Here is a 23594-nt window from a genome sequence, read left to right as displayed (position 1 = left end):
TGTTGGTGCCCGTGTCGGGTGCCACGCCTGCTGGACAGGCGTGTCCGGTGGCCATAATCGGCCATGCAGTGGTGGCAGCAGCCCGAAGCCCGAGCGGCGCTGACCCTGGGCGTCGCGTGGCTCGTGATCCTGGTCGTTTCGCGCATCGCGCTCAGCGTGGTGACTCGGAACGTGGCGGATACCGCCGCCCGATATCGGTTGCGCAAGTTCATCGGCTTCCTCTCCCTGTTCGTGGCGGCGTTTGCGGCCACCGTGGTCTACAGCGACCGCCTCGGCGGGCTCACGGTGGCCTTCGGCGTCGCGGGCGCCGGCATCGCCTTCGCCCTTCAGGAGGTGATCGCGAGCTTTGCCGGCTGGGTCGCGATCATGGCGGGCGGCTACTACCGGTCCGGCGATCGTGTTCAGTTGAGGGGCATCGTCGGGGACGTGATCGACATCGGGATGCTCCGTACCACGCTCATGGAGACCGGGGGCTGGGTCAAGGGCGATCTCTACAATGGGCGTCTCGTCACGATCGCAAACAGCTTCGTCTTCAAGGAACCCGTGTTCAACTACTCGTCCAACTTCCCGTTCCTCTGGGACGAACTGCTTCTGCCGGTGCGGTACGGGAGCGACCGCGCTTGGGTGCGTGCGACTTTGAAACGCGTGGCGGAGGAGGAGGTGGGCGAATTCGCCAGGAACGCCAAGGGCGGGTGGAAGACGCTCTCACGGTCCTACCTCATCGAGGAAGCCCAGGTCGAACCCATGATCACGATGGTGGCCAACGATAACTGGATGGAGTTCACGATACGCTACGTGGTGGACTACAAGTTGCGAAGAACCACTCGCGACCGCCTTTACACCAAGATCCTCGACGCCTTCGAAGCGTCGAAAGGCCGCGCCCTGGTCGCCTCGACGACGATCGAGCTGGTCAGCCCGGCCACCGAGTCCGAACCCGCGGAGAAAGACTAGCGTCTGGACAGGATGGCCACACCGGCGCAGTAGAAGACCGCCCCGAATCCCAGCAAGATCCCACAGGGCACCAACATCTCGGAGAGGGAGTACCCCCTCCAGATCGCGCCCTCCAAAGCCGTGATGCCCCACCGCACCGGACTGAACGCGCTGACGCTCAGCATCCACTGGGGCATCGCCATCAGCGGAACCATCCCACCTCCGGACATGGAGAACAGGAGCATCACCGCCCACCCCGCGCCGGCCACGGACTGCTCGGTCTTGCCCAACACGCTGAGGAACACCATCAGGCCCACAAAGCCGAGACCCGCACAGAGGACGGCGAGCGCGAGCATGGGCACATGGGTCCCCACCCTGACTCCCATCGCGGAGCCGAGCGACAACAAGAGCGCGCTCACAGAGAAGATCGTGAGGAGGCACGCCAGAGCCTTGCCCGCGAGAAGTTGCCCCCGCGACACGGGAGCAATGCGCAGGCGTTGCAGCGTTCCCATGGTGCGCTCGCGCACCATCGATTGACTGAAGGCGGTGCAGATGCCGATGAACCCCCAGAGGATGCCTTGGGGGAAGGTGACTTCGAACGACGATGCGGGTTGCGCACGATCGTCGGTCACCGGCGACTGCCTGATCGTCGGGCCCTGCATCCCGCCGCCCCCCGAGGGCATCGGGCCACCCGTTGCGCTCAGCGAGTCAAGGCTGCCGATGAGGTCGAGCAATGCCCTTCGCTGCCCCGGGTCCATGTCCGAAGCCCCCTCCAGCTCGGCGCGCGATCGCGCAGTCTCGGCCGCCATCATTTGGGGATCGGCCATCGTGGCCTGAAGTTGCGAGAACCACGCCTGCTGGATCAACCCGCTCAGCACGCCCGCTTCGGCCTTCCGCTTGGGATCGATGCCGATCTCGAGCTCCACGCTCGCGTCGGGGGCGAACAGCGAGCCCTTGCCCAGACCCTTGGGCACCACCAGGTAGGCCACACGATCGCCCTTGCGCACGAGATCTCGCGCGGCATCGAGCGTCGCCGGCTTCAGCTCGAGTCCCTGATTCTCTCCAAGGTCTTTCAGGAACGCCTGGGATCGCGCGCTGCCGTCCAGATCCACGGTCGCGACCGTCATGGCGGCACGGGGTCCGTCGTTGCCGAAGATCGCCCCAAAGAAAACCGCCATCAAAATCGGCATTCCGAGCACCCAAAAGAAGCCCGATCGGTCGCGCGCCAGGAGACGCAGGTCCTTCGTTGCCATCGCCCAGATCGCACCCATCAGTCTCTCAGGCTCCTTCCCGTTAGGTTGAGGAACACGGTCTCCAGATCGGCGCGGTCCAAGCTGAGACTCGCGAGCCCGACCTGGGAGGTCGCGATGGCGGCAAGGTCCTCCAGCGGGCGCCTCGTGTTCACGCGCAAGGTCAGCCCCTCCAGTTCGCCCGGCAGGGTGACCCCCTGGGCGGGCGGCGCGGTGAGGTCGGCCACGATCGTGGACATCCCGCCGTGCGCCTCGACGAGGCCCGCGACCGTATCGAGCGCCAGCACTTTGCCGCGGTCCATGATGGCTACGCGGTCGCACAGCCGTTCGGCCTCCTCCATGTAGTGCGTGGTGTAGAGCACGGTGAGCCCGGCCTTGGAGAGCGCCTCGACGCTCTCGAAGATGTGGTTGCGGGACTGCGGATCCACACCGACCGTGGGCTCGTCGAAGAGCACCAGCCGCGGCTCGTGGACGAGGGCCACGGCCATATTGAGGCGCCGCTTCATGCCCCCCGAGAACGTGCCCACCCGGTCGTTGCGCCGATCTTCGAGGCCGGCGAACGCCAGGCACCAGTCCACGCGCTCCTTCAGACGGGGACCCTTGAGGGCGTACATCGCTCCATAGAAGCGGAGATTCTCCTCCGCGGTCAAATCGTCGTAAAGGGCGACGGATTGCGGCGAAATCCCGACCTCGAGCCTCGCCTCTCGGTCCGTTGCGGCTTTGCCATCGATGCGGGCGCTGCCGGAGTCGGGATCGAGCGCGCCGACGAGCATCTGGATCGTCGTGGTTTTGCCCGCTCCATTGGGACCGAGGAGGCCGAACGTCTCCCCGGGGGCGACGTCGAACGAAACCCCGTCCACGGCAATGGTCGAACCGTACGTTTTGCGCAGCTCCCTCGCCTCGATCACGAGGGAGAATACGCGTGATCGAGGGGAGGGTTGCGGGGGCCTAGCCGATCAGCGGATGGCCCCACGGCTTGCGGTACTCGCGGTGGTACGCGAGGGTGTCCCGGCCCGCCTTGCTGACGATGTCCATCTTCTTCTTGTCCCAGTGCACGGTCTGGCCGCTCATCAGCGAGGCGTTCGTGAGGTGGCACACGATCGTGGTCTGGGCGACGGACTGGAGGTCCGCCCGCGGCTTCTCGCGGGACTTGATGCAGTCGATCCAGTTCTGCCAGTGGTCGCCGGTCGGGTCGGCCTGCTCTTTGGGCATCTCCTTCCCATCGGGATCGAGGAGGAGCCAGCCGCCACGCCAAACGCGGAGGGTGCGGCCGTCGGAGCTGACGAACTCGGTGCCGTGCCCGGGCTTGCCCGGGTGGTCCCGCAGCACGGACCAATGCATGACCCAGTGCGGGTCCTCGAAGTGGTAAAGGGCTTCGGTTGTGTCGGGAGCGGTCCGGTCGTCGTTCGGGAACGCCCAGCGTCCTCCGTAGGCCGTCACCTCGGTGGGCATCACGAGGTCTTGGTCCATGCTCATGCCGAGCAGGGCGATGTCCATCATGTGGACGCCCCAGTCGCCAGAAAGGCCGCTTGCGGTGTTCGTGAACCAGCGCCAGTTGTAGTGGGTTCGGTTCGCCTGATACTCCTGCCACGCGGCGGGGCCGACCCAGAAGTCGTAATCCATGCTCTCGGGCGGTGCGGTCGGCTTCTGGTTCCCGGCTTGGAACGTGTCCGTGATCCACGCGCGGCACTGGGTGACGTTCCCCAGTTTTCCGGCGCGCACGTAGGCGATCGCGTCGGTGAACTCGCGCGTGCTGCGCTGCCACGTACCGACCTGAACGACGTTCTTCGCGTTGCGGTGGGCCTTGGCCATCGCCAGCACCTCGACGATGTTGTGAGACAGGGGTTTCTCCTGGTACACGTCCTTGCCGGCTTCCGAGGCGTGGATGAAGTTCAGCGCGTGCCAGTGGTCGGGCGTGCCGATGATCACGGCGTCGATGTCCTTCCGCTCGAGCATCTTCCGGTAGTCGCGGTAAACCTCGGGCGCGCGGCCGTACTTGTTCATCACGGTGCGGTAATCGCCCGGAATGCGCGCGAGGTCCACGTCGCACAGTGCAGCCACGTCGATCTCCGCGTGGTTCATGACCGTGCGCATGTTGGACGCGCCCATCCCGCCGCACCCGATGAGGCCGAGCACGATCTTGTCGTTCGCGCCCTGCATTCGACTCGTCGCGCGGGCCGTGCCCGGCAGAAGCATCGCCCCCGCCATCGCACCCGCCGTTCCCAACAACTCCCTCCGAGACAGACCCTTCTTCGCCATGAATCCATCATAGGCGTTTTGAGCCGCGCGGGGGAAGTGCTACGCTTGCGATATGATCGCCCTTGTCCTCGCCACTCTCGCCATGCAAATCCCCCAGCACGTTGCGACCACGCCCGCCGAGCGACTTGGCGAGGGGTGGTGGAAGGACCGCCACGAACAGTGTGTGAAGATCACCCAGGCGGGCGGTGTGGACCTCGTGTTCTTAGGCGATTCGATCACCCACAGCTTCGAGGGTCCGGGCAAGGCGGTCTGGGACCGGGAGTATGCGCCCCTCAAAGCCGCCAACTTCGGGTTCTCGGGCGACCGCACCGAGCACGTCCTGTGGCGCCTGCGGCACGGCGAGATCGTCGGGCTCCAACCCAAGGCGATCGTGATCATGATCGGCACGAACAACATCGGGCACGGCTCGTCGAACCCCACGCAGACGGCGGACGGGGTGAAGGCCATCGTCGCGGAGCTTCTCGAGAAGGTGCCGAGCGCGAAGATCCTGCTGCTGGGCATCTTCCCCCGGGGCGCGAACGCCGACGATCCGATGCGCACGAAAGTCGCCGAGGCCACGGCCCTGTTCAAGGGGATCGCCGACGGCAAACGCGTGCACTTTCTCGACATCGGCTATGCGTTCATCCGCATCGACGGGTCGCTGCGCACCCTCCTGATGCCCGACGCGCTGCATCCGAACGCGGCCGGCTACGAGATTTGGGCCAAGGCGATGGCCCCCGCGCTGAAGAAAGTGATGGGTTAGGCCTTGGGCCTTAGGCCTTGGGCCTTGGGCCTTAGGCCTTGGCTTGGGCCTTGCTATCTGTTCAACGCGTAGCTGTGCTGGAGGGAGAAGCCTTTGAGCACGGCGGACCCGTCGTCGAACACTTGCAACACGGACGAACCTCGATCCGTCACATTCGGCCCCTCGATCAGCGATCGCAGGACGATGTAGGGGATGCCGTCGATCTCGGTGTACCGGTTCTGATGGTAGTGCCCCTGGATCACCGCGAGGACCTTCCCAGATCGGGCGAGGATGTTCCGTACCTCCTCGTGGTTCGACACGCAGTAGTTCGGGACGGGGTCCAGCAACTGGTGCACCAGCACCACGCACGGTCCCGGCGCGTCGCGGAGCTCGTGGCGCAGCCAAGCGCGCTGCGGAAACGGGATCGCCGCGTCGCGCCAATCGAAGTTCCCGCGCGCATACGGACGGGCGTCGCTCCGGAAACACGCGTCGAGGCAAAGGAAACGGACCCCGCCGACGTCGAAGTGCTCGTGGCGCCCCGCCGTACTGGTCAAATCGCGGTACCGGCATTTGTCCACCGCCGACAGGCAGTGGTTCCCCATCAGGAAGTGGTAGGGCGTCCCAAAGGCCCGGAACTCGTTGGCCACGGTCTGGATCGCGATCTCCTCCTGGTCCACGTCTTTGACGGAATCCACGAGGTCGCCGAGGTGGACGATGCGGTCGAGGCCCTCGCGCGCCTGCAGCCGAAACGCCTCGCGAAGCTTGGGCAGGGCCATCCGGTAGTATCGCCCCCCCGCTTCCATCTTGTCCGCATGGTGGAGGTCGGCCAGAATCCCCACCTTGGCGACGGACCGTCGTCCGAGCCGGCCCCACGCCGCGCCCGAGGCCGCCCCCGCAAGGAACAAGGAGCCGGCCTGCAGGAACGCGCGCCTCGATAGCACCGCCCGCGGGGCCGGTCGTTCGATCCGCTCCTCAGGACCCATCCCGTTCACGGGTTTCATTGTAGGATAAGAATCGTCCGAAACCCGGGCGAAGTTGTAAATCTGCGGGCAAAGCCTCGAAGGGCCGACAGGAGTTTGAGCCCGCGGGCGCGAACTTCGCATCACGATGTTCGTTCCGCTTGCCATCGCCGCCACGATCGCACTCGCCCAGGGCCCTCTGGGGGAACTGGCCAAGCCCCTTCAGGGCCGCAGCATGCGGGAGACGTCCACGTTCCGCAAAGGGGCGGACGGCAAGTACGACCCCAAGGCCGATCCCCTCGGCAATCTCGAGGAGCGGAGCAACTACGACAACTTCCGCGTGGCGCCCGGCGCCACCCACGTGCTGATGGACCGCCAGGGTCCCGGCATGATCACCCACCTGTGGTTCACGTTCCTCGGCCCCGAGCCGCAGGGGTGGGCCAAAGACGGTTCGGCCACCCACCAGGACATGCTGCTGCGCATCTATTGGGACGGCAGCGACCGGCCGGGGGTTGAGGCGCCTGTCGGCGACTTCTTCGCCAACTGCTTTGGCAAGCGCAGCGAGGTGATCAGCGTCCCCGTGATCGTCGAGGACGCCGATTCGTACAACTGCTTCTGGCACATGCCCTTCCGCAAGTCCGCGCGCGTGGAGATCGTCAACCAGGGCGACAAGCCGATCAACCTCCTCTACTACAACATCGACTGGGTCAAGCTCGACTCGCTTCCCGCCGACACGCCCTACTTCTATGCGCAGTACCGGCAGGAGTATCCCGTGCAGCACGGCAAGGACTACGTGGTCCTCGACACGAAGGGCAAGGGCCACTACGTGGGCACGGTCCTCGCCGTGCGGACGCGCAGCCCCTCGTGGTTCGGCGAGGGCGACGAGAAGATCTATGTGGACGGCGAGCCCAAGCCCTCGATCTGGGGCACGGGCACCGAGGACTACTTCCTCTCGGCGTGGGGATTGAAACGCACGAGCACGCCTTACTTCGGGGTCCCGTACTTCGACCAGTGGGGCATCGTGGGCGGCCACACGAGCGCCTATCGATGGCACATCCAGGATCCCCTCGTGTTTCAAAACGGGATCAAGGTGACGTTCGAGCACTTCGGGTGGATCTCGCCCGACGAGAATCCCGACCAGAAGAGCATGAGCTGGAACGAGCGCGAGGACGACTTTGCGAGCGTTGCGTTCTGGTACCAGACGGGCCAACCCACGTTCTCGGCACGGGCGCCTTCGGGCGCCGAACGCCGCCTCCCCAGCCTCGAACGCACGATTTCGTTCGCGCGCGACCATCTGGCCGGCCACGGCGAAGGCAAGGCGGAGGCGCAGCAGTTGGAGTTCTTCGACGGGCCGCAGGCCCTCTACCGCGCCCAAGGCGAGGGTGCGTGGTTCGAAGTCCCGTTCACGATCGCCGAAAAGGAGCCGCTGCGCCTTTTGCTTTCGCTCACCAAGAGCTACGATTTCGGAACTTGGAAGGTGTTCCTGAGCAAGGTCGGCGCGACGGGCGCGTATCCCGAGGCTCCAGTGCGCGTTCCGTTGGGGACATTCGACCTCTACGCGCCGGACGTCGAGGCCGCCGAGGTGCATCTGCTCGACTTCTGGCCCGATCCGGGAGAGTACGTGGTGAGGCTGGAGTGCACGGGCAAGAACAACGCGTCGCGCGGGCATTTCCTCGGCATCGAGTCGATACGCCTACGCGAGCGCAGGCCGCGAGTCAAACAGTGGGGCTTCGACAAGGCCAAGGAGTGGTGGCGCAAACCGACGTTGTACGGCTAGCCACTCTCCAAAAACCTGGTGACCGGCCGCGAAAAACCCGGGGTACCTTGAAGGTATGTCCCCGCAAGCTGAAGACGGCGGGGTGGCAGATGGCTCCTTCACGGTCCAATCGCTCGGCGAGGTTGCCCGCGGTTCCGTCGCTACCCTGGTTCGGGACAAGCTCGAAGAGATTCGAGGGGCTCGTGCTCGCCTCGGAGATTCGGAGGACGTCGAGGCCCTTCATGACCTTCGCGTAGCGATGCGCCGACTTCGCAGCGTGTTGGCGGGCTACGGGACGGTGCTGGGCAAGGGCGTTGGCCGAGGGTCGATGCGACGCCTGAGCCGGATCGCTCGCACCACCAACCCGAGCCGGGACCTGGAGGTTCAGCTCGAGTGGCTGAGAAGCCGAGCATCCTTGCTCAAGCGGGCCGAGCGGGCCGGCCTCGACCGCCTTGTGTCCCGTCTCGAAGCGCGGCGACAGCGCTCCGACGGCAAGGCCGCTCGCCGGATCGAAGAGGATCTGGAGTCGGTCCTTCGCGCGCTTGAGACCGAGCTTCGCGATTTGCGTCCCGATGCAATGGAAGGCCCCACGCTTCGACAGCTCGCAGGAGAACGTATCGAGCGCGCGGCAACAACGCTCCGAAGGCGGATCGAGCGGGTCGAGGGTGTCGGAGACCGGGCGCACGCCCACCGCGCCCGAATCGCCGGCAAACGCCTGCGCTATCTGCTCGAGCCTTTGGCGGGCGCCGAGCCTTTGGCCGCGGATCTGGTGAAACGTTGCAAGAGCTTCCAGGATCTCCTGGGCGATCTGCACGACGCGGACGTTTGGGTGGAAACATGCGCCTCGGTGATCGAGTCGGAAGCGAGGGCCTTTGCAAGGCAGATCGCCCGCGCCGCAAGAACCGAGGATTCGGAGGAGCTCAAGCTGTTGCGATCCCAGGACCCCATTCCCGGGTGGGTGGCCATCGTCGGCCAGATTCACGAGGTTCGGGCCCAGCGATGGGCTGCGACGACGGCAGGGCTCAAGGCGGCTGCCGACCGCCTGGTGGCGCCTGCGCTGGAGCTTTCCAAGCGACTCTCAACCCCGATCCACCTGGAGATCGAAAGGAAGTTTCTCCTGCGGGCCGTTCCCGAGCGCGCGCAGTCGGCACCGTGTGTCGAGATCGAGCAGGGTTACTTCCAAGCGCGGGAAGGGGAACGGTTGAGGCGAACGTGCCAGGACGGGCGCGTGTCGTGGGTGCGGACATGGAAGCGCGGCGAGGGATTGGTGCGCGAGGAACTCGAGGAGCCCCTCGATGAACGCGAATTCGAACGGTTGTGGCCGCTCACCGAAGGGTGGCGCCTGAAGAAGCGCCGTTACTTCGTCCAAGAGGGCGAGCTGAAGTGGGAGATCGACGAGTTCGAGGGCCTCGACCTCGTCTTGGCGGAAGTCGAGCTTCCGTCCGTCGATACGGAGGCGGCGATCCCCCAGTGGCTGGCGGACGCCCTCGTTCGCGAGGTGACGGGCGATCCGCGGTACGCCAACTCATCCCTCGCCCGTTCGTCGTCCGCAGCTTCCAAAGTGCCCCAACGAGGCCGATCGTCGGCGTTTCCGTCAACTCGCTCATAGGGTCTTCGGCCGATCAAATGGCCTTAGCGCCCCGTCCTCCGTTTCTCCCATGGATTCCTGTCGGCTTGAGGGTCATACTGGAAGAAAGAACTTCCATCGGAGAGGTCGGCATTTGATGAAGATGAAGATGCGGAAGGAGACGGTGGTCTACGACCTTCTCGAGGGTCAGGCCAAGATCGCTATGCGGTCGGCGGACGCCTTTCTGGCCATGGTCCATGACTTCGGCAACCTGCCCCACCACGCGAAGGTCCTCGACGAACTGGAAGGCGAGGGCGACACGCTCACGCACGAGTTGCAGAACCGACTCGCCACGATGTTCATCACACCGCTGGACAAGGAGGATCTCCGCGAGCTGAGCCAAGCCCTCGACGACGTCACCGATCTCATCGAGGCGGCGGCCGCGCGAGCCGAGCTTTACTCGCTCACAGGCCCCCGAGAGGATCTACTACCGGTCGTCGAACTGCTGCAGCACCTCACCCAGCTCACAGACAGCGCGATTCGCGAGCTTCGCAACGGCTTCTCCAAGTCGGTCTCGCTGCGCGAGACTCTGCGCGAGATCCACACCGTCGAGAACCAGAGCGACAAGGCGTTTCGCAAGGCGCTCAAGAATCTCTTCGACCAGCCGGGCATCGAAGCGCTGGAAGTGATCAAGTGGAAGGAGATGTTCGACCGGATCGAACAGGCTTCCGACAAGTGCGAGCACATCGCCGCGATCGTCGGGACGATCATCGACAAATATGCCTGAGCTGTCGATCCTGCTCGTCCTGGTGATCGTCGGCGCCCTCGCGTTCGATTACATCAACGGCTTCCACGACACCGCCAACGCGATCGCGACCGTCGTGTCGACCCGAGTCCTAACGCCGCTACAGGCCGTAATGATGGCCGCCGTGCTGAACGTGGCGGGGGCCATGGTGGCCACCCACGTCGCCAAAACCATCGCGGGCGGCATCGTGGACCCGACCCAAGCCACCGAGGTGGTAGTGCTCGCCGCCGTGGTGGGAGCGATCGGATGGAATCTGATCACGTGGGTCTACGGCATCCCCTCCAGCTCCTCGCACGCGCTGATCGGCGGCCTTCTCGGGGCGGCAATCGCCAAGGGGGGGGTGACCATCGTGACGTGGAACGGAGTGGTCGACAAGGTGATCCTCCCTCTGGTCGGGTCCCCCATCGTCGGGTTCTTCGTCGCATTCCTGGTCATGCGCCTGATCGCGGGCTTCTTCCACAACGTCCACCCCGGCAAAGCGGGAGGGGCGTTCCGAAAGCTGCAACTGGTGTCCTCGGCGCTCATGGCGTTCTCCCACGGGCAGAACGACGCCCAGAAGAGCATGGGCATCATCACCCTGGCGTTGGTCGCAAATGGGATGCTCGCCCAGCCGGAGGTGCCGCTCTGGGTGAAACTTGCGTGCGCCACGGCGATGGGATTCGGCACCGCGGCGGGAGGCTGGCGGATCATCAAGACGCTGGGCCACAAGATCATCCGCCTCGAGCCGGTGCACGGCTTCGCGGCGGAGACCTCCGGCGCGGCCGTCATCCTCGCGGCAAGCCATTTCGGGATGCCGATCTCGACCACCCACGCGATCACGGCTTCGATCTTCGGTGTGGGCGCGTCCAAGAGGATCTCTGCCGTTCGGTGGCAGGTCGCGAGGGGCGTCGTGATCGCTTGGGTGATCACGATTCCCGCCACCGCCGCCTTCGGAGCCGTGTGCTTCGAGGTGCTCAGCCTGTTCTGGCGGTAGAGACTACAATGCGGGTATGAGCCTTCTCGCACTGGCCCTTCTGCTCACTCCCGCCTCCCCGCCTCAGGCGTGGCAACCTTTGTTCAACGGGCACGACCTCTCGGGATGGACGCCCAAGATCACCCACTACCCCGCGGGCGAGAACTTCGCCAACACCTTCCGGGTCGAGGACGGCGTGCTGAAGGTGTCGTACGACGGCTACGGCGGCAAGTTCGACGGTAGGTTCGGCCACCTCTTCTACAAGACCCCGTACTCGAACTACAAGTTGCGCCTCGAGTACCGTTTCGTCGGGAAGCAGATCGAGGGGGGCCCGGGGTGGGCGTTCAAGAATAGCGGGATCATGATCCATGGGCAGACCCCCGAGTCGATGCGCGTCGACCAGGACTTCCCCGTTTCGTGCGAGGTGCAGCTTCTGGGCGGCGACGCCACGGGCGACCGGCCGACCGGCAACGTGTGCACCCCCGGCACGAACATCGTGATGGGCGGGAAGCTGATCACCCAGCACTGCACGAACTCGATCTCGCCCACGTTTCGCGGCGAAGAGTGGGTTTCGTGCGAGGTCGAAGTCCATGGGGCGGGGCTCGTGATCCACCGCATTGACGGGAAGGAGGTGCTGCGCTACGAGCAGATCCAGTTCGACCCGAACGACCCCGATGCGAAGACCCTGATCAGGGACGGCAAGCTGCTGATCGACGGGGGCACGATCTCCCTGCAGTCGGAGAGCCATCCTGTGGAGTTTCGGAGGATCGAGATCCAGCCCCTGAAGTCCTGATTTGCAATGCATTACATATCAGTGTATAATGATATGTAATGCACATCGCGGTGGTGGGTGGGGGCGTCTCGGGGCTGGTGGCAGCCCGGGCCCTTTCGCGCCAGCACCGCGTGACCCTGTTTGAAGCGGCCCCGAAGGTCGGGGGACATGTCGCCACTGTCACGGTGAGCGATGGACGGTCGGAGTTCCAGGTGGACACGGGCTTCATCGTCTTCAACCGGCGCAACTACCCCCTCTTCTCCGCCCTGCTCGACGAGTTGGGCGTCGAGACCCAGCCGACGGACATGTCGTTCGGGGTTCGGTGCGACCGCTCGGGCATCGAGTATGCGGGTCGGGGCCCCCGCACGCTCTTCGCCCAGCCAGCCAGCGTCCTCAAGCCCGGCCACTGGAGGATGCTGGCGGACATCCGCGGTTTCTTCAGGGATGGCGAGGAGCTGGCCCAGGCGCCCGCCAGCCTGACCGTCGACGCCTATGTCCAATCCCGCGGAAGGTCTCGCGAGTTTGCCGAACGGTTCTTGCAGCCGCTTGGGTCGGCGCTCTGGTCCTGTCCCGGATCCCTTTTTGGCGCCTTTCCCATCCGGTTCGTCGCCGGCTTCCTCCAGGCCCACGGCATGCTGCAGTTCGAGGACCGGCCCCAGTGGGAGGTCGTTCGGGGAGGGTCCCAACGCTACGTGGACAAACTTCTGAAGGGGCTCGGCGTCGAGTTTCGGACAAGCTCGCCCGTGCACGCCGTGAGGCGCACACAGGACGGCGTCGAGGTCGTCTCGACTCGAGGCGCAGAGCGATTCGACGAGTTGGTGTTCGCCTGCCACGCCGATCAGGCGCTGGACGCGCTCACAGACCCTACGGACTCGGAGTGCGCCGCGCTGAGCGCTTTCCCGTACCAGCCGAACGACGTCGTGCTGCACACCGACACCTCGGTCCTGCCGCGCTCGAAAGCGGCTTGGGCGAGTTGGAACTACCACGCGGGAACCCAACCCGATGCCCCCGCCGCCGTAACCTACCATATGAACCTGCTGCAGTCGCTTCGCTCGACGAGCACGTTTTGCGTCTCGCTCAACGAGCGGGGAATCGCACCCGAAAAGGTGCTGCGCCGCTTCACGTACCACCACCCCGTGACCACCGTCGAAGGGATGGCCGCGCGAGAGCGCCGCGCCTCGATGCTCCGCCACAACCGCATCTCGTATTGCGGGGCGTACTGGGGCTACGGCTTCCACGAGGACGGGGTCCGGAGCGCGCTCGAGGTCGCCGCTGCGTTCGGAGGCAAGGCATGAAGAGCGCCTTCTACGACGGCTGGGTGCGCCACCGGCGCTTCGCGCCCCGTCCCCACGCGTTTCGCTACGACCTCCACATGGCTTACGTGGACCTCGAGGAGTTGTGGCCCCTCGACGGCTCGGTCCAGAAGGAGCCTCTGTTGAAGAAGCTCGCCCGCGGCATTCGCCGGGAGGAGCACTTCGGCGAACCCGGAGTGCGCTTGGACCACGCGGCCCGCGCGCTCGCGGCCGAGCGGCTTGGGCTGGAGAACCTGGGTCCGGTACGGATGCTCACCCACCCGCGCACCGCGGGTTTCCGGTTCAATCCCGTCTCCTTCCTCTACTGCTTCGACGAGGCCGACACGCGCGTGGAGGCCATCGTGAGCGAGGTGCACAACACGCCGTGGGGCGAGACCCACTGCTACGTGCAGCGCAGCTCCGAAGAGGGTCTCGGCCGGTTCAGCAAGGAGTTCCACGTGTCGCCCTTCATGGGGATGGACCAGCGCTACTCATGGCGCTTCGAGCCTCCCGGCGAGAACCTGGTCGTGCACATGGAGAGCTTCGAGCGCGACGACAAAGTCCTGGACGCCACGCTCGTCATGCGTCGCCGCCCGCTCACCGCAAGCGAGTGGCGGCGGCTGTCCTGGCGTCACCCGCTGATGACGCACCGCGTGATCGCGGGCATCTATTTCCAAGCGCTCAAGCTGTGGCGCAAGGGCGTTCCCTACCAGCGCCATCCCTCCAAGAACCATCTGCCCGAGATGCAACCATGAAACCACTCGATGCTCTGTGTCGCCGAGCCGTGATCGCCGCCCTCGATCGGCTGCAGGGAGGGGAAATCCTCCTGAAAGACCCGCATCGAGAGCTTCGGCTCGGTGCGGTCGATCCCAGCCGCCCCCTGCGCGCCCAGCTCGTGGTCCACGATCCGGCCACGTACCGCCAGCTTGCGTTTCGCGGTTCGATCGGGGCGTCGCAAGCGTACGGAGACGGCACCTGGGACAGCGACGACCTCACGGCCTTGTTCCAGATCCTGGTGCGGCGCATCGGCCATGAGAGTCCCCTGGAGCGCCGCCTCGCCTGGCTGATGTCGCTGCCCAACCTGCTGCGCCACCTCGGGCGGCGCAACACGAAGGCCAACAGCCGCGCGAACATCCACGCGCACTACGATCTCGGGAACGAGTTCTTCTCGCTGTTCCTCGACGAGAGCATGACGTACTCGTGCGGGTTCTTCGAGCACCCCGAGGCCACGCTCGAGCAAGCGTCCGAAGCCAAGCTCCGCCGCCTTTGCCGCAAGCTCGAACTCAACCCGGGCCACCACGTGCTCGAAATCGGAAGCGGGTGGGGGAGCTTCGCGCTGATGGCCGCCAAGGAGTTCGGGTGCCGCGTCACGACTACGACGATCTCGCGCCAACAGCACGCGCTGGCCAGCAGCCGCATCCAGGAGGCCGGACTTCAGGACCGGGTGGAGGTGCTCCTCAAGGATTACCGCGACCTTCAGGGCAAGTTCGACCGGATCGTGTCGATCGAGATGATCGAGGCCGTTGGCCACGAGAACCTCCCACGTTTCTTCGCCAAGTGTGCGGAGCTGCTGCGGCCCCAGGGCGCCATGGCCGTGCAGGCGATCACGATGCCGGACCAGCGTTACGCCCAGTACGTGCGCTCCGTCGACTTCATCCGCCACGTCATCTTCCCGGGCAGCTGCTGCCCTTCGAGGACGGCGATGCAGCAGGCGATGACGCGCGCCTCGGACCTTCGGCTGGTGGACCTCGAGGAGATCGGTCCGCACTATGCCACCACCCTCCGCCTGTGGCGGGAGCGGTTCGTTGCGCGCAGGGAAGAGGCGCGCGCGCTCGGTTACCCGGAGCGCCTCCTCCGACTGTGGGAGTTCTACCTGCGGTACTGCGAGGCGGGTTTCGCCGAGCGGCACGTGGGCGACGTCCAGATGGTGCTCGCCAAACCCAGGTGGTCCGGCGCGGTGCCGCGCGGAGAGCTGGCTTCGAAGGAGACCGTATGGCGATGACCCTTCTCGAACTCCCCCAGTGGGACGCGATCGCGTTGCTCTCGCGGGAGAAACCCCTGCTGTTGGTGGTGATTCGGCACTTTGGGTGAATCTTCTGCCGCGAGATGGTCTCCGACGTGGCGCGGCTGCGCGGAGAGATCGAGCGGATGGGAACGCAGGTGGCGTTCGTCCATATGAGCACCGAGGAGAAAGCCGCACCGTTCTTCGAGGAGTTCGGCGTTGGGGACGTGCCCCGTTTCGCCGATCCCGAGCGGAAGCTGTACCAGGCTCTGGATCTGCAGCGAGGGTCGTTGGGCGCTCTGCTCGGTCCCAAGATGTGGTTGGGCGCGGCGCGCGCGTTCGGCAGAGGGTTCCGCCAGGGTCCGACGGAGGGGGACGCGTCCCAACTGCCGGGGGTGTTTCTCGTCGTGGACGGCGAACTGGTGAAGGCGCACCGCAGCAAGGACCCGTCCGAGGTTCCCGACTACCTGGCCCTGGCTCGATGGGAGGGCTCCCGATGAGCGTGTGGCAAGCCATCGGCATCGCTTGGTGCGCGATGGCCGCGATGATGGGCGGCCTTTGGTGGGTCCAGTACCGCCGGCACAACGCCGGGATCGTGGACGTCGCGTGGAGCTTCGGAACCGGCTTGTGCGCTCTCTGGTTCGCCGCGGTCGCGGACGGCGATCCGACCCGCCGCTTGATCACGGCGGTGCTCGCGGGCGTCTGGGCCTTCCGTTTGGGCGGGATGCTGTTCGTGCGCGTTTCCGGCGAGGAAGAAGACGGACGCTACCGCATGCTGCGCGAGAAGTGGGGGCCCAAGACCCAGCCGCTCATGTTCGGCTTCTTCCAGATCCAGGCGTTTTGGGCGGTGATGTTCGCCCTGCCCATGCTCGCCGCGGCTTCGAACGCATCTCCATCGCCTTCGCTTCTGGACGTTCTCGGGATCGGGGTCTGGCTTCTGGGTGTGACCGGCGAGAGCATCGCCGACCGTCAATTGCAGGCGTTCCGATCCGATCCGGACAACAAGGGCAAGGTGTGCAGCCATGGCATGTGGGCGTGGTCGCGCCACCCCAACTACTTCTTCGAGTGGGTGCACTGGGGCGGCTACGTGCTGCTGGCGATGGGCGGACCGCTGGTGTGGCTCGCCGTCGCGGGCATGCTCGTGATGCTCCTCTTCCTCACCAAGGTGACGGGGATCCCGCTCACGGAAGCCCGCTCCCTTCTCTCTCGGGGCGATGCCTACCGCGAATACCAGCGCACCACGTCCCCCTTCATCCCGCTCCCGCCCAAGGAGGCAACCCATGGCTGAACTCGTCGTTTCCGCAGGCCTCGCGCTCGCCGAGCGTGCGCTCGTTCCGGACAGCGTGATCCGCGCCGCGATCCGCTCGGCTTCGCGCAACCGCCTCCGCGCCGTCGAACGCGCGTGCGACGGCTCGGAGGAGGCCGCGCTGTCGGCGTTCGTCCGCGCTCTGGAGGACGCCCCCATCGCCGAGGCCACCGAGGAGGCCAACGCCCAGCACTACGAGCTTCCGCCCCGCTTCTTCGAGCTGGTGTTGGGCCCGAGGCGCAAATACTCGTGCTGCGAATGGGCTCCCGGCGTGGCGACCCTTGCCGAAGCGGAGGAGCGCGCTCTGGCGACGTACGCGGAGCGGGCGCGCATCGAGGACGGCCAGCGCGTCCTCGACCTCGGGTGCGGGTGGGGTTCCCTGAGCCTCTACTTGGCGGAGCGGTTCCCGGGGGCGTCCATCGTAGGCGTGTCCAACTCGGCGCCCCAGCGCGGTTTCATCCTCGACGAGGCCCGGCGCCGGGGATTGCAGAACCTGGAGATCCGCACCGCGGACGTGAACACTTTCGAGCCGGGAGCGACGTTCGATAGGATCGTCTCGATCGAGATGCTCGAACACGTGCGCAACCACCCGGTGCTCTTCGAGCGCATGGCCGGTTGGCTCGCGCCGGAGGGGCTCGCCTTCTTCCACGTCTTCCGGCACGCCCGGTTCCCCTACACGTTCGACACCGAGGGGTCGGGCAACTGGATGGGCCGGCACTTCTTCACCGGCGGGATCATGCCCAGCACCGACCTCCTGCCTTCGTTCCAAGACGCGTTGGCGCTGGTGGACCGCTGGGAGTGGGACGGCACGCACTACGAGAAGACGTCCAACGCATGGTTGGAACGGCTCGACGCCCGGCGCGACGAGGCCTTGGCAATCCTCGCCGACCACTACGGCGCGGAAGAGGCGGCCCGCTGGCTCCAACGGTGGCGCATCTTCTTCATGGCCTGCGCGGAGATGTTCGGGCTGGACAAGGGCCAGGAGTGGGGCGTCTCGCAAACCTTGTTTGTGGTTGATCGTTGATCGTTTGTCGCCGGACTCCCCCCGACAAACGAAAAACGAAAAACGACAAACGATAAGCGCCCCTATCCTCCGTTCCAGCTTGGCGGTTCCACCCCCAGCAGGTGCTTCACGAAGAAGTCCCTCCGCTTCCGCTCGCCGTAGGGCCCCCCGCTGGTGTGGTCGAAGCCGGGCAGCATCACGAAGTCGAACTCCTTCTTGGCCTTGATGAGGGCGTCCACGAGGCGCAGGGTGGACTCGGGCGGAACGTTCGTGTCCATCTCGCCGAGCATCAGAAGGAGGTTGCCCTCGAGCTTGCCGGCGTTGGTGATGTTCGATTGAGCCTCGTAGTGCGGGCCGAGGACGCCCATCCACTGCTCGTTCCACCACACCTTGTCCATGCGGTTGTCGTGGCAACCGCACGAGGAGACGGCCACCTTGTAGAACTCGGGGTGGAACAGGAGCGCGCCCGTCGAGCTTTGCCCTCCGGCGGAGGTGCCGTACACCCCGACGCGCGAGATGTCCACGTACGGGTACTTCGCGGCGAGGGCCTTCATCCAGAGGATGCGGTCGGGGAAACCCGCGTCGGCGATGTTCTTCCAGCACACGTCGTGGAACTTCTTGCCCCGGTTGCGGGTGCCCATGCCGTCGATCTGCACGACGATGAACCCGAGTTCGGCCATCTGCTGCATCCCGTTGAGGGCGCTGAACGCCTTGGGAACGAACGAGTCGTGCGGCCCTGCGTAGAGGTTCTCGATGATGGGGTAGCGCTTCGAGGGGTCGAAGTCGCTCGGGCGGTAGACCACGCCGTAGATCTCGCTCTCCCCGTCGCGCCCCTTTGCCGAAAAGCGCTCAACGTCGGGCACGTGGAACGCCTTCCAATCCTCGAGGTCCGCCGTCTCCAGCACGAACGGGGCGGGGCTGCCCACGGTGCGCAACACGTGCACCGGTGGAGAGTCGACGCGCGAGTAAGTGTCCACGAGGCTGCCCCAACCCGGCGCGAAGCGTGGGGTGTGCGTGCCGTCGCCGTCGGTGAGCGCCACCAAGCCTGTGCCGTCGAGGTTCACACGGAACGCGTGGATGTAGTACGGATCCTCCGCGGGGTCCGTGTTGTTGGCCGTGAAGATCACGGTGCGCGCCTTTTCGTCCACGTGGACGATCGATCGCACGATCCAGTTGGGTGGGGTGACGGCGTTGTTGACCGCGCCTTTGGCCGTGTCCACGAGATAGAGCCGGCCCCACCCGTCGCGCTCGGACCGCCAGAGCATCTCATCCGAGTCCCTGAAGTCTTCGCGCATGAGGCTGGTCGAGTCGACGAAGGTCTCGGGCCGCTCGTCCACCAGGGTCTTGACGGCTAGGGTGGCGAGGTTCACATCCACGACGAAGGCGCGCTGGTAGCCGCGTTCGACGATCGTCATGCGGAACGCCTTGCCGTCGCGCGTCCAGTCGAGGTTTGGAGGGCCGAGGTACGGCCGTCCGCCGGTGTAGATGGGAGCCAGGTCCACCTTGGTTTCCTTCTTGGCGCCGAGCTCGATCACGTAGGTTTCGAAGGTATCGAGCTTGTCGCCCGGCAGATCGTAATCGCGCTGCACCAACTTGGCGCGCCCGCCGTCGCGCGGAGAGGACTCGATGAGGAACACCTGCTTCCGGTCGCCGGGAAGCACGCGGAAGGCGACGAGCCGGTCGCCCGACGGCGCCCATCGAACGGCGGCGAAGGAGTCGAGCGCGCTCTCGAAGACACGGGAATCGTCGGCCGTGGAGGCCACGACGATCTTGCCGTCTTCGAGGCGGGCAACGAGCTTCTGGTCTGGCGAGCGGTTCGGGCCCTGGCGCGCCCCTTGGCGAGGGGCTGGGCGTCCGCCTCGCCCGGGACCCCGGGGAGGCGTGGATGCGTCGCCGATCGATTTGCACGCATAGGCGGCGAGATCGCACTCCCATCGTTTGTTGTCCCAGTCGAACTGGACGGTTTTGAGGTTGTCGGCCAGCGTGATCTCCTGGAACGGGAGTTTCGCGCCGTCGACCTTCTTGCCCGAGGCTTGGGCCAGCGCCGCGGCCAGCTTCTGGTGGTCGAACGCGGGGTTCTTCATGCGCTTCTCGATATCGACCAGCACGAACTCGCTGGCTCCTTGGGCCAGCGCTTTGCGGTACCAGAGGAAGCGATCGCCCGCGAACCAGTGCGGCTCGAGCTGCAGCATCCGCGCCGCTCCCCGCGCCTGGGCGATCTGGTCGGCCCGCTCGTAGGCCGCCTTGAGGTCGGCCGGGGTGGGGCCGCTGGGAACCGGCGAGCCCGCAAGGGCGAGGGTACTGAGGAGCAGGAGTGGAGCGAAGGAAAGACGGCGAATCATGGCATTTCTTAGGTTCGGGGCGGGCGGGCAGCGGTCCTGCGCACGCCCGATCCCCCCCCGATTCCCGACTCCCGTCTCCCGATTCCCGTCTCCCGATTCCCGATTCCCGACTCCCGTCTCCCGATTCCCGTCTCCCGATTCCCGTCTCCCGTCTCCCGGTATCCTCCCCCCATGCTGCATCGAGGTCCCGAATCGCCTGGACGCGCGTTGCGCGAGCGCATGGCCGACGGCGTCGTTTGCCTTCCCGGCGTGTTCAATGCGATCACGGCCAAGGCCGCGCACTCGGCGGGCGCGGAGGGGCTGTATCTGAGCGGCGCGGGGGTGACCAACGCACTGCTCGCCGTGCCGGACATCGCGCTCCTCACGCTCACGGAGATGGCGCAGCAGGCGGCGTACGTGTGCCAGGCGGCGCCGGTGCCCGTGATCGCGGACGCCGACACGGGCTACGGCGAGACGCTCAACGTGGCGCGGACGGTGCGCGAGATGGAGCGCGCGGGTCTGGCGGGCATCCATCTAGAGGACCAGGTCAGCCCGAAACGCTGCGGGCACCTCGATGGGAAGGCGGTGATCGCCCCGCACGAGATGGCCAAGAAGGTGCGCGCGGCGGTGGCGTCGAGGCGCGATCCGGCGTTCCTCATCGTGGCCCGGACCGACGCCCGAGGCGTCGAGGGGTTGGACGCGGCGATCGACCGTGCGAAGCTCTACGTCGACCACGGAGCGGACGCGGTGTTTCCCGAGGGGCTGCAGTCGGAGGCCGAGTTCGAGGCGTTCCGAAAGGGGGTGTCCGCGCCGCTGCTTGCGAACATGACGGAGTTCGGGAAGACCCCCCTTCTCACCCTCTCGGATTTCGGGTCCCTTGGGTACAATCTCGTCATCTATCCGATGACCGCTTTCCGGGTCATGCTGAAGGCCGTCACGGACGCCTACAAGGAGCTCTTGGAGACCGGCACGCAAGCTGGATTCCTCGACTCGATGCGGACACGGGCCGAGCTTTACGATCTCATCGAATACCCGGCCTACGAAGCGCAAGATCGGGCGTGGAGCGACGAGGTAGACGGCACGCAACTGAACAAAGAGCTTTGAAGAAGGACTAGGAAATGGCAGCAACCACTTACCCCAACTACAGCCCCGGTCTCGAAGGCGTGATCGGCGGCATTTCCAAGATTAGCCAGATCGATTCCGACCGCAGCAGTCTCGTTTACCGAGGCATCGACGTGCACGACCTGGCGGAGAAGGGTTCCTTCGAGGAGACGGCCTACCTGCTGTTCTACGGCAAGCTGCCCAATCGGGACGAGTTGGCCGCGTTCCGCAAGACGTTGGGCGAAGAGCGCGAGGTGCCCCCGCAGGTGTACGACGCGTTGCGCGCGATGCCGAAGAACGCCCACCCGATGGACGTCACCCGGGCCGCGTACGCGGTGCTGGCGCCGTACGATCCCGACTACGACAAGAACGACCACGACGCGAACGTCCGCAAGGCCGTCCGGATCATGGCGAAGGCGCCGACGATCGTGGCGAACGGCTACCGGATCCAGCACGGGCAGGACATCGTCAAGCCCGATCCGTCGCTGAACACGGCCGCGAACTTCCTCTACATCCTGCACGGCGGCGAGAAGCCGGACGAGTTCACCGAGATGGCGATGGATGCATCGCTCACGCTTTATGCGGAGCACGGGTTCAACGCGTCGACGTTTGCCGCCCGCGTGACGGTCGCCACGCTCAGCGACCTCTACAGCGGCATCGTCACGGGCATCGGCACCCTCAAAGGCCCGCTCCACGGCGGCGCCAACGAGGAGGCGATGAAGATGCTCAAGGAGATCGGCACGCCGGAGAACGCGGAAGCGTGGATTCGGGATGCGCTGGCCACCAAGAAGAAGATCATGGGCTTCGGCCACCGCGAGTACAAGAAGGCGGACAGCCGGGCCGGGATCCTCACGCAGATGGCCAAGGAGATCGGCCGCCGCAAGGGCGTGACGAAGTGGGGCGACATCGCCGACATCCTCGAGCGGGTGATGCTCGAGGAGAAGAACATCCACCCGAACGTGGACTTCCCCGCCGCCTACGCGTACTACCTGCTCGGCATTCCGATCGAGCTGTACACGCCGATCTTCGTGATCGCGCGCGTGACCGGATGGAGCGCGCACATGATCGAGCAGATCGACAACAACCGCCTCATCCGCCCCAAGTGCATCTACGAAGGGCCGACCAACGTGCCGTTCACCCCGATCGACGCGCGCTGAGCGCGGGTCTCCCAAGTGGGCCTCGACCTTTTGAGGGTCGGGGCCCTGCAAAAACGACCTGCCAGTTCGGCGAAAGTCACTGTATAATTCCTTGCGCCCCAGGTTCGGTAGGAACCGGATTGCGGGCGTTGCCTAAGGTGCAGGGAGCTGGAGCGCGCGCGAGCGCGATTGGAAGGCGGGGGGTACCAGAAGGTCTTTCGTCGTGGCCGGCTTTGGGATCGTTCAAAGCCGAAGGTTGTTCGAGGCGCCGAGTGGCGTTTCGGTCTTTCAGGAGTCGTTCCGTTGCGCAAAGCGTTTACTTTGATTGAACTTCTGGTCGTCATCGCGATCATCGCGATTCTCGCGGCCATTCTCTTCCCTGTCTTCGCGCAGGCCAAGGCCGCTGCGAAGAAGGTCCAGGCGATCAGCAACGTCAAGCAGCTGTCGATCGCGGGCCAGATGTACCTCGTGGACAACGACGACACGTACGGCATCGCGACGCCCTTGTTCCCGGCGTCCATCAACTGGGCGTGGGACCGCTTCATTCCGCTGAGCTCGCTGATTCTCCCCACCACCCCGGCCGCGACCGCGGACGCGATCAACACGTTCTACTACAACTCGGTGCAGCCTTACATCAAGAACACGGCGATCTACCAGGATCCCACGGGCATCGAGCGCAGCCCGCTTCCCGCGGGCGTGTTCACGCAGGCGGGCATCACCACGGTGCCCACGAACGCCCAGTTGGTGACCTACACGTACAACGGTCTCCTGCAGAGCTACTCGTCTACCGCCATCGCGAACCCGGCCGGGTTGATCGTGTGGTGGCCGGGCCAGGGCCACCGCTCGCTCAAGGGCGCGGGCTACGCGTCGCCGCAGCTCATCTGCACGAACGCGGCCGCACCGTGCCGCTACGTGCCTGCGAAGGCCGGTTGCGCGGCGAACGGCGAGATCAGCTTCTACACGTCGAACGTGAGCACGCTGGGTTGGGACATGCACAACCGAACGCTGACGTACGCGTACGCCGACGGCCACGCCAAGGCGCGCAGGATCGGCGTGTACCAGGACAACAAGCTGCAGGACCCGAGGAGCGACCCCTTCGCTTACTACCTCGGTCAAGAGGTCGACCGATTCCGCCCGGGCGGCGCACGGTTCTGGGATGCGAACTACTGCCACCCCTACCTGTTCCGGCCCGACATCGACTTCCAGAACTGGGACACTCCGTTGGTGGCGCCCTAGTGAAGGTCGTCCCCTTCCTCATGGCCTTGGCCTTGTTCGCCATTTCGGTCGGCTGCTCGGGCGGCGCCAAGGACGAGCCGGCTCCCGAGGGCCCCGCGCCCGCGGTGAAGACGGCGGATCCCAACATGGTCCCGCCGGAGCAGCGGGCCCGCCAAGGGATGCCTGGAGGCGCCCCCGGCGAGGGCAGCTAAGCCCTTTTGGGTGCGCCGATGAAGTCGGCGCACCC

General features: G+C 65.7%; 22 protein-coding genes. 17 read left to right on the top strand and 5 right to left on the bottom strand.

The genetic code is table 11. From position 1 onward, the window contains the following. The first annotated feature begins 63 nt into the window (after window positions 1-63). Window positions 64-951, top strand: coding sequence for a mechanosensitive ion channel family protein (locus M9921_10925; protein ID MCO5297360.1), 888 nt, complete (start codon window positions 64-66; stop codon window positions 949-951). Here the strand turns inward: M9921_10925 and M9921_10920 are convergent. The 3 genes from M9921_10920 to M9921_10910 are packed head-to-tail and all read right to left on the bottom strand — an operon-like array spanning window position 948 to window position 4439. Beyond that, window positions 948-2201 (bottom strand): ABC transporter permease, encoded by a 1254-nt coding sequence (locus M9921_10920; protein ID MCO5297359.1) that lies wholly within the window; start codon window positions 2199-2201, stop codon window positions 948-950. The two genes, M9921_10925 and M9921_10920, sit on opposite strands and share 4 nt — an antisense overlap. After that, the gene (locus M9921_10915; GenBank protein ID MCO5297358.1) at window positions 2201-3088 is read right to left on the bottom strand and encodes an ABC transporter ATP-binding protein; all 888 of its coding nucleotides are present in this window, start codon (window positions 3086-3088) and stop codon (window positions 2201-2203) included. Before M9921_10915 ends, M9921_10920 begins: the two co-directional genes overlap by 1 nt. 40 nt (window positions 3089-3128) lie before the next feature. Further along, the gene (locus M9921_10910) at window positions 3129-4439 is read right to left on the bottom strand and encodes a Gfo/Idh/MocA family oxidoreductase (GenBank protein MCO5297357.1); all 1311 of its coding nucleotides are present in this window, start codon (window positions 4437-4439) and stop codon (window positions 3129-3131) included. 52 nt (window positions 4440-4491) lie between these two features. Between M9921_10910 and M9921_10905 the strand changes: the two genes are divergently transcribed. Then, complete coding sequence (locus tag M9921_10905) at window positions 4492-5181, top strand: platelet-activating factor acetylhydrolase IB subunit (protein MCO5297356.1); 690 nt, start codon at window positions 4492-4494, stop codon at window positions 5179-5181. 53 nt (window positions 5182-5234) lie between these two features. On the opposite strand, the gene M9921_10900 is transcribed toward M9921_10905, so the two are convergent. Then, window positions 5235-6161 carry a metallophosphoesterase gene (locus tag M9921_10900; GenBank protein ID MCO5297355.1) on the bottom strand — a complete coding sequence of 309 codons (927 nt, stop codon included), beginning with the start codon at window positions 6159-6161 and terminating at the stop codon, window positions 5235-5237. A 106-nt stretch (window positions 6162-6267) separates the two neighbouring features. Here M9921_10900 and M9921_10895 point away from each other — a divergent pair, with 106 nt between their 5' ends. The 11 genes from M9921_10895 (at window position 6268) to M9921_10845 (ending at window position 17595) form a co-directional block, all read left to right on the top strand. After that, a complete protein-coding gene (locus tag M9921_10895) occupies window positions 6268-7896 on the top strand; it encodes a DUF2961 domain-containing protein (GenBank protein ID MCO5297354.1) in 1629 nt (542 codons plus the stop codon). Window positions 7897-7951: 55 nt separating this feature from the next. Beyond that, entirely contained in the window at window positions 7952-9484 is a 1533-nt protein-coding gene (locus tag M9921_10890; protein MCO5297353.1) for a CHAD domain-containing protein, read from the top strand. 115 nt (window positions 9485-9599) lie between these two features. Next, complete coding sequence (locus tag M9921_10885; GenBank protein ID MCO5297352.1) at window positions 9600-10229, top strand: DUF47 family protein; 630 nt, start codon at window positions 9600-9602, stop codon at window positions 10227-10229. Further along, the gene (locus M9921_10880; protein MCO5297351.1) at window positions 10222-11220 is read left to right on the top strand and encodes an inorganic phosphate transporter; all 999 of its coding nucleotides are present in this window, start codon (window positions 10222-10224) and stop codon (window positions 11218-11220) included. Before M9921_10885 ends, M9921_10880 begins: the two co-directional genes overlap by 8 nt. A gap of 16 nt (window positions 11221-11236) precedes the next feature. Next, on the top strand, window positions 11237-11992 hold the full coding sequence (locus tag M9921_10875) for a DUF1080 domain-containing protein (protein ID MCO5297350.1): 756 nt from the start codon (window positions 11237-11239) through the stop codon (window positions 11990-11992). A gap of 38 nt (window positions 11993-12030) precedes the next feature. Continuing rightward, window positions 12031-13266, top strand: coding sequence for an FAD-dependent oxidoreductase (locus M9921_10870; protein MCO5297349.1), 1236 nt, complete (start codon window positions 12031-12033; stop codon window positions 13264-13266). Next, window positions 13263-14018, top strand: coding sequence for a DUF1365 domain-containing protein (locus M9921_10865; GenBank protein MCO5297348.1), 756 nt, complete (start codon window positions 13263-13265; stop codon window positions 14016-14018). Before M9921_10870 ends, M9921_10865 begins: the two co-directional genes overlap by 4 nt. After that, window positions 14015-15265, top strand: coding sequence for a cyclopropane-fatty-acyl-phospholipid synthase family protein (locus tag M9921_10860; protein MCO5297347.1), 1251 nt, complete (start codon window positions 14015-14017; stop codon window positions 15263-15265). The genes M9921_10865 and M9921_10860 overlap by 4 nt, the downstream gene beginning before the upstream one ends. A 104-nt stretch (window positions 15266-15369) precedes the next feature. After that, window positions 15370-15765, top strand: a complete 396-nt coding sequence (locus M9921_10855) for an AhpC/TSA family protein (GenBank protein MCO5297346.1) — start codon at window positions 15370-15372, stop codon at window positions 15763-15765. Continuing rightward, a complete protein-coding gene (locus tag M9921_10850; GenBank protein ID MCO5297345.1) occupies window positions 15762-16553 on the top strand; it encodes a DUF1295 domain-containing protein in 792 nt (263 codons plus the stop codon). Before M9921_10855 ends, M9921_10850 begins: the two co-directional genes overlap by 4 nt. Further along, window positions 16546-17595, top strand: coding sequence for a cyclopropane-fatty-acyl-phospholipid synthase family protein (locus M9921_10845; protein MCO5297344.1), 1050 nt, complete (start codon window positions 16546-16548; stop codon window positions 17593-17595). The genes M9921_10850 and M9921_10845 overlap by 8 nt, the downstream gene beginning before the upstream one ends. Before the next feature lie 62 nt (window positions 17596-17657). On the opposite strand, the gene M9921_10840 is transcribed toward M9921_10845, so the two are convergent. Beyond that, complete coding sequence (locus M9921_10840) at window positions 17658-19916, bottom strand: S9 family peptidase (protein ID MCO5297343.1); 2259 nt, start codon at window positions 19914-19916, stop codon at window positions 17658-17660. A gap of 171 nt (window positions 19917-20087) precedes the next feature. On the opposite strand from M9921_10840, the gene prpB reads away from it, so the two are divergent. The 4 genes from prpB to M9921_10820 all read left to right on the top strand — a co-directional run bounded on the left by prpB (window position 20088) and on the right by M9921_10820 (window position 23559). Then, a complete protein-coding gene (gene prpB / locus M9921_10835) occupies window positions 20088-20999 on the top strand; it encodes a methylisocitrate lyase (protein MCO5297342.1) in 912 nt (303 codons plus the stop codon). A gap of 14 nt (window positions 21000-21013) precedes the next feature. Next, window positions 21014-22153, top strand: a complete 1140-nt coding sequence (locus M9921_10830) for a citrate synthase (protein ID MCO5297341.1) — start codon at window positions 21014-21016, stop codon at window positions 22151-22153. Between the two features lie 300 nt (window positions 22154-22453). Next, the gene (locus tag M9921_10825) at window positions 22454-23368 is read left to right on the top strand and encodes a hypothetical protein (GenBank protein MCO5297340.1); all 915 of its coding nucleotides are present in this window, start codon (window positions 22454-22456) and stop codon (window positions 23366-23368) included. Then, window positions 23368-23559: a hypothetical protein gene (locus M9921_10820; protein ID MCO5297339.1), complete on the top strand. Its 192-nt coding sequence runs from the start codon at window positions 23368-23370 to the stop codon at window positions 23557-23559. The genes M9921_10825 and M9921_10820 overlap by 1 nt, the downstream gene beginning before the upstream one ends. Window positions 23560-23594: the final 35 nt, after the last annotated feature.

It is taken from the genome of Fimbriimonadaceae bacterium, from assembly GCA_023957775.1.
Lineage (GTDB): Bacteria > Armatimonadota > Fimbriimonadia > Fimbriimonadales > Fimbriimonadaceae > JAMLGR01.
Note: the sequence above shows the minus strand (reverse complement) of the source record. Positions and strands in the feature narration are given on the sequence as shown.

Excerpts from the sequence above, each read along its gene's own strand:
- M9921_10845 (MCO5297344.1), top strand. The coding sequence starts at position 16,546 with ATGGCTGAACTCGTCGTTTCCGCAGGCCTCGCGCTCGCCGAGCGTGCG.
- M9921_10920 (MCO5297359.1), bottom strand. The coding sequence starts at position 2,201 with ATGGGTGCGATCTGGGCGATGGCAACGAAGGACCTGCGTCTCCTGGCG.
- M9921_10925 (MCO5297360.1), top strand. The coding sequence starts at position 64 with ATGCAGTGGTGGCAGCAGCCCGAAGCCCGAGCGGCGCTGACCCTGGGC.
- M9921_10905 (MCO5297356.1), top strand. The coding sequence starts at position 4,492 with ATGATCGCCCTTGTCCTCGCCACTCTCGCCATGCAAATCCCCCAGCAC.
- M9921_10870 (MCO5297349.1), top strand. The coding sequence starts at position 12,031 with ATGCACATCGCGGTGGTGGGTGGGGGCGTCTCGGGGCTGGTGGCAGCC.
- M9921_10840 (MCO5297343.1), bottom strand. The coding sequence starts at position 19,916 with ATGATTCGCCGTCTTTCCTTCGCTCCACTCCTGCTCCTCAGTACCCTC.
- M9921_10850 (MCO5297345.1), top strand. The coding sequence starts at position 15,762 with ATGAGCGTGTGGCAAGCCATCGGCATCGCTTGGTGCGCGATGGCCGCG.
- M9921_10855 (MCO5297346.1), top strand. The coding sequence starts at position 15,370 with ATGGTCTCCGACGTGGCGCGGCTGCGCGGAGAGATCGAGCGGATGGGA.
- M9921_10880 (MCO5297351.1), top strand. The coding sequence starts at position 10,222 with ATGCCTGAGCTGTCGATCCTGCTCGTCCTGGTGATCGTCGGCGCCCTC.
- M9921_10860 (MCO5297347.1), top strand. The coding sequence starts at position 14,015 with ATGAAACCACTCGATGCTCTGTGTCGCCGAGCCGTGATCGCCGCCCTC.
- M9921_10895 (MCO5297354.1), top strand. The coding sequence starts at position 6,268 with ATGTTCGTTCCGCTTGCCATCGCCGCCACGATCGCACTCGCCCAGGGC.
- prpB (MCO5297342.1), top strand. The coding sequence starts at position 20,088 with ATGCTGCATCGAGGTCCCGAATCGCCTGGACGCGCGTTGCGCGAGCGC.
- M9921_10890 (MCO5297353.1), top strand. The coding sequence starts at position 7,952 with ATGTCCCCGCAAGCTGAAGACGGCGGGGTGGCAGATGGCTCCTTCACG.
- M9921_10875 (MCO5297350.1), top strand. The coding sequence starts at position 11,237 with ATGAGCCTTCTCGCACTGGCCCTTCTGCTCACTCCCGCCTCCCCGCCT.
- M9921_10885 (MCO5297352.1), top strand. The coding sequence starts at position 9,600 with ATGAAGATGAAGATGCGGAAGGAGACGGTGGTCTACGACCTTCTCGAG.
- M9921_10865 (MCO5297348.1), top strand. The coding sequence starts at position 13,263 with ATGAAGAGCGCCTTCTACGACGGCTGGGTGCGCCACCGGCGCTTCGCG.
- M9921_10830 (MCO5297341.1), top strand. The coding sequence starts at position 21,014 with ATGGCAGCAACCACTTACCCCAACTACAGCCCCGGTCTCGAAGGCGTG.
- M9921_10900 (MCO5297355.1), bottom strand. The coding sequence starts at position 6,161 with ATGAAACCCGTGAACGGGATGGGTCCTGAGGAGCGGATCGAACGACCG.
- M9921_10910 (MCO5297357.1), bottom strand. The coding sequence starts at position 4,439 with ATGGCGAAGAAGGGTCTGTCTCGGAGGGAGTTGTTGGGAACGGCGGGT.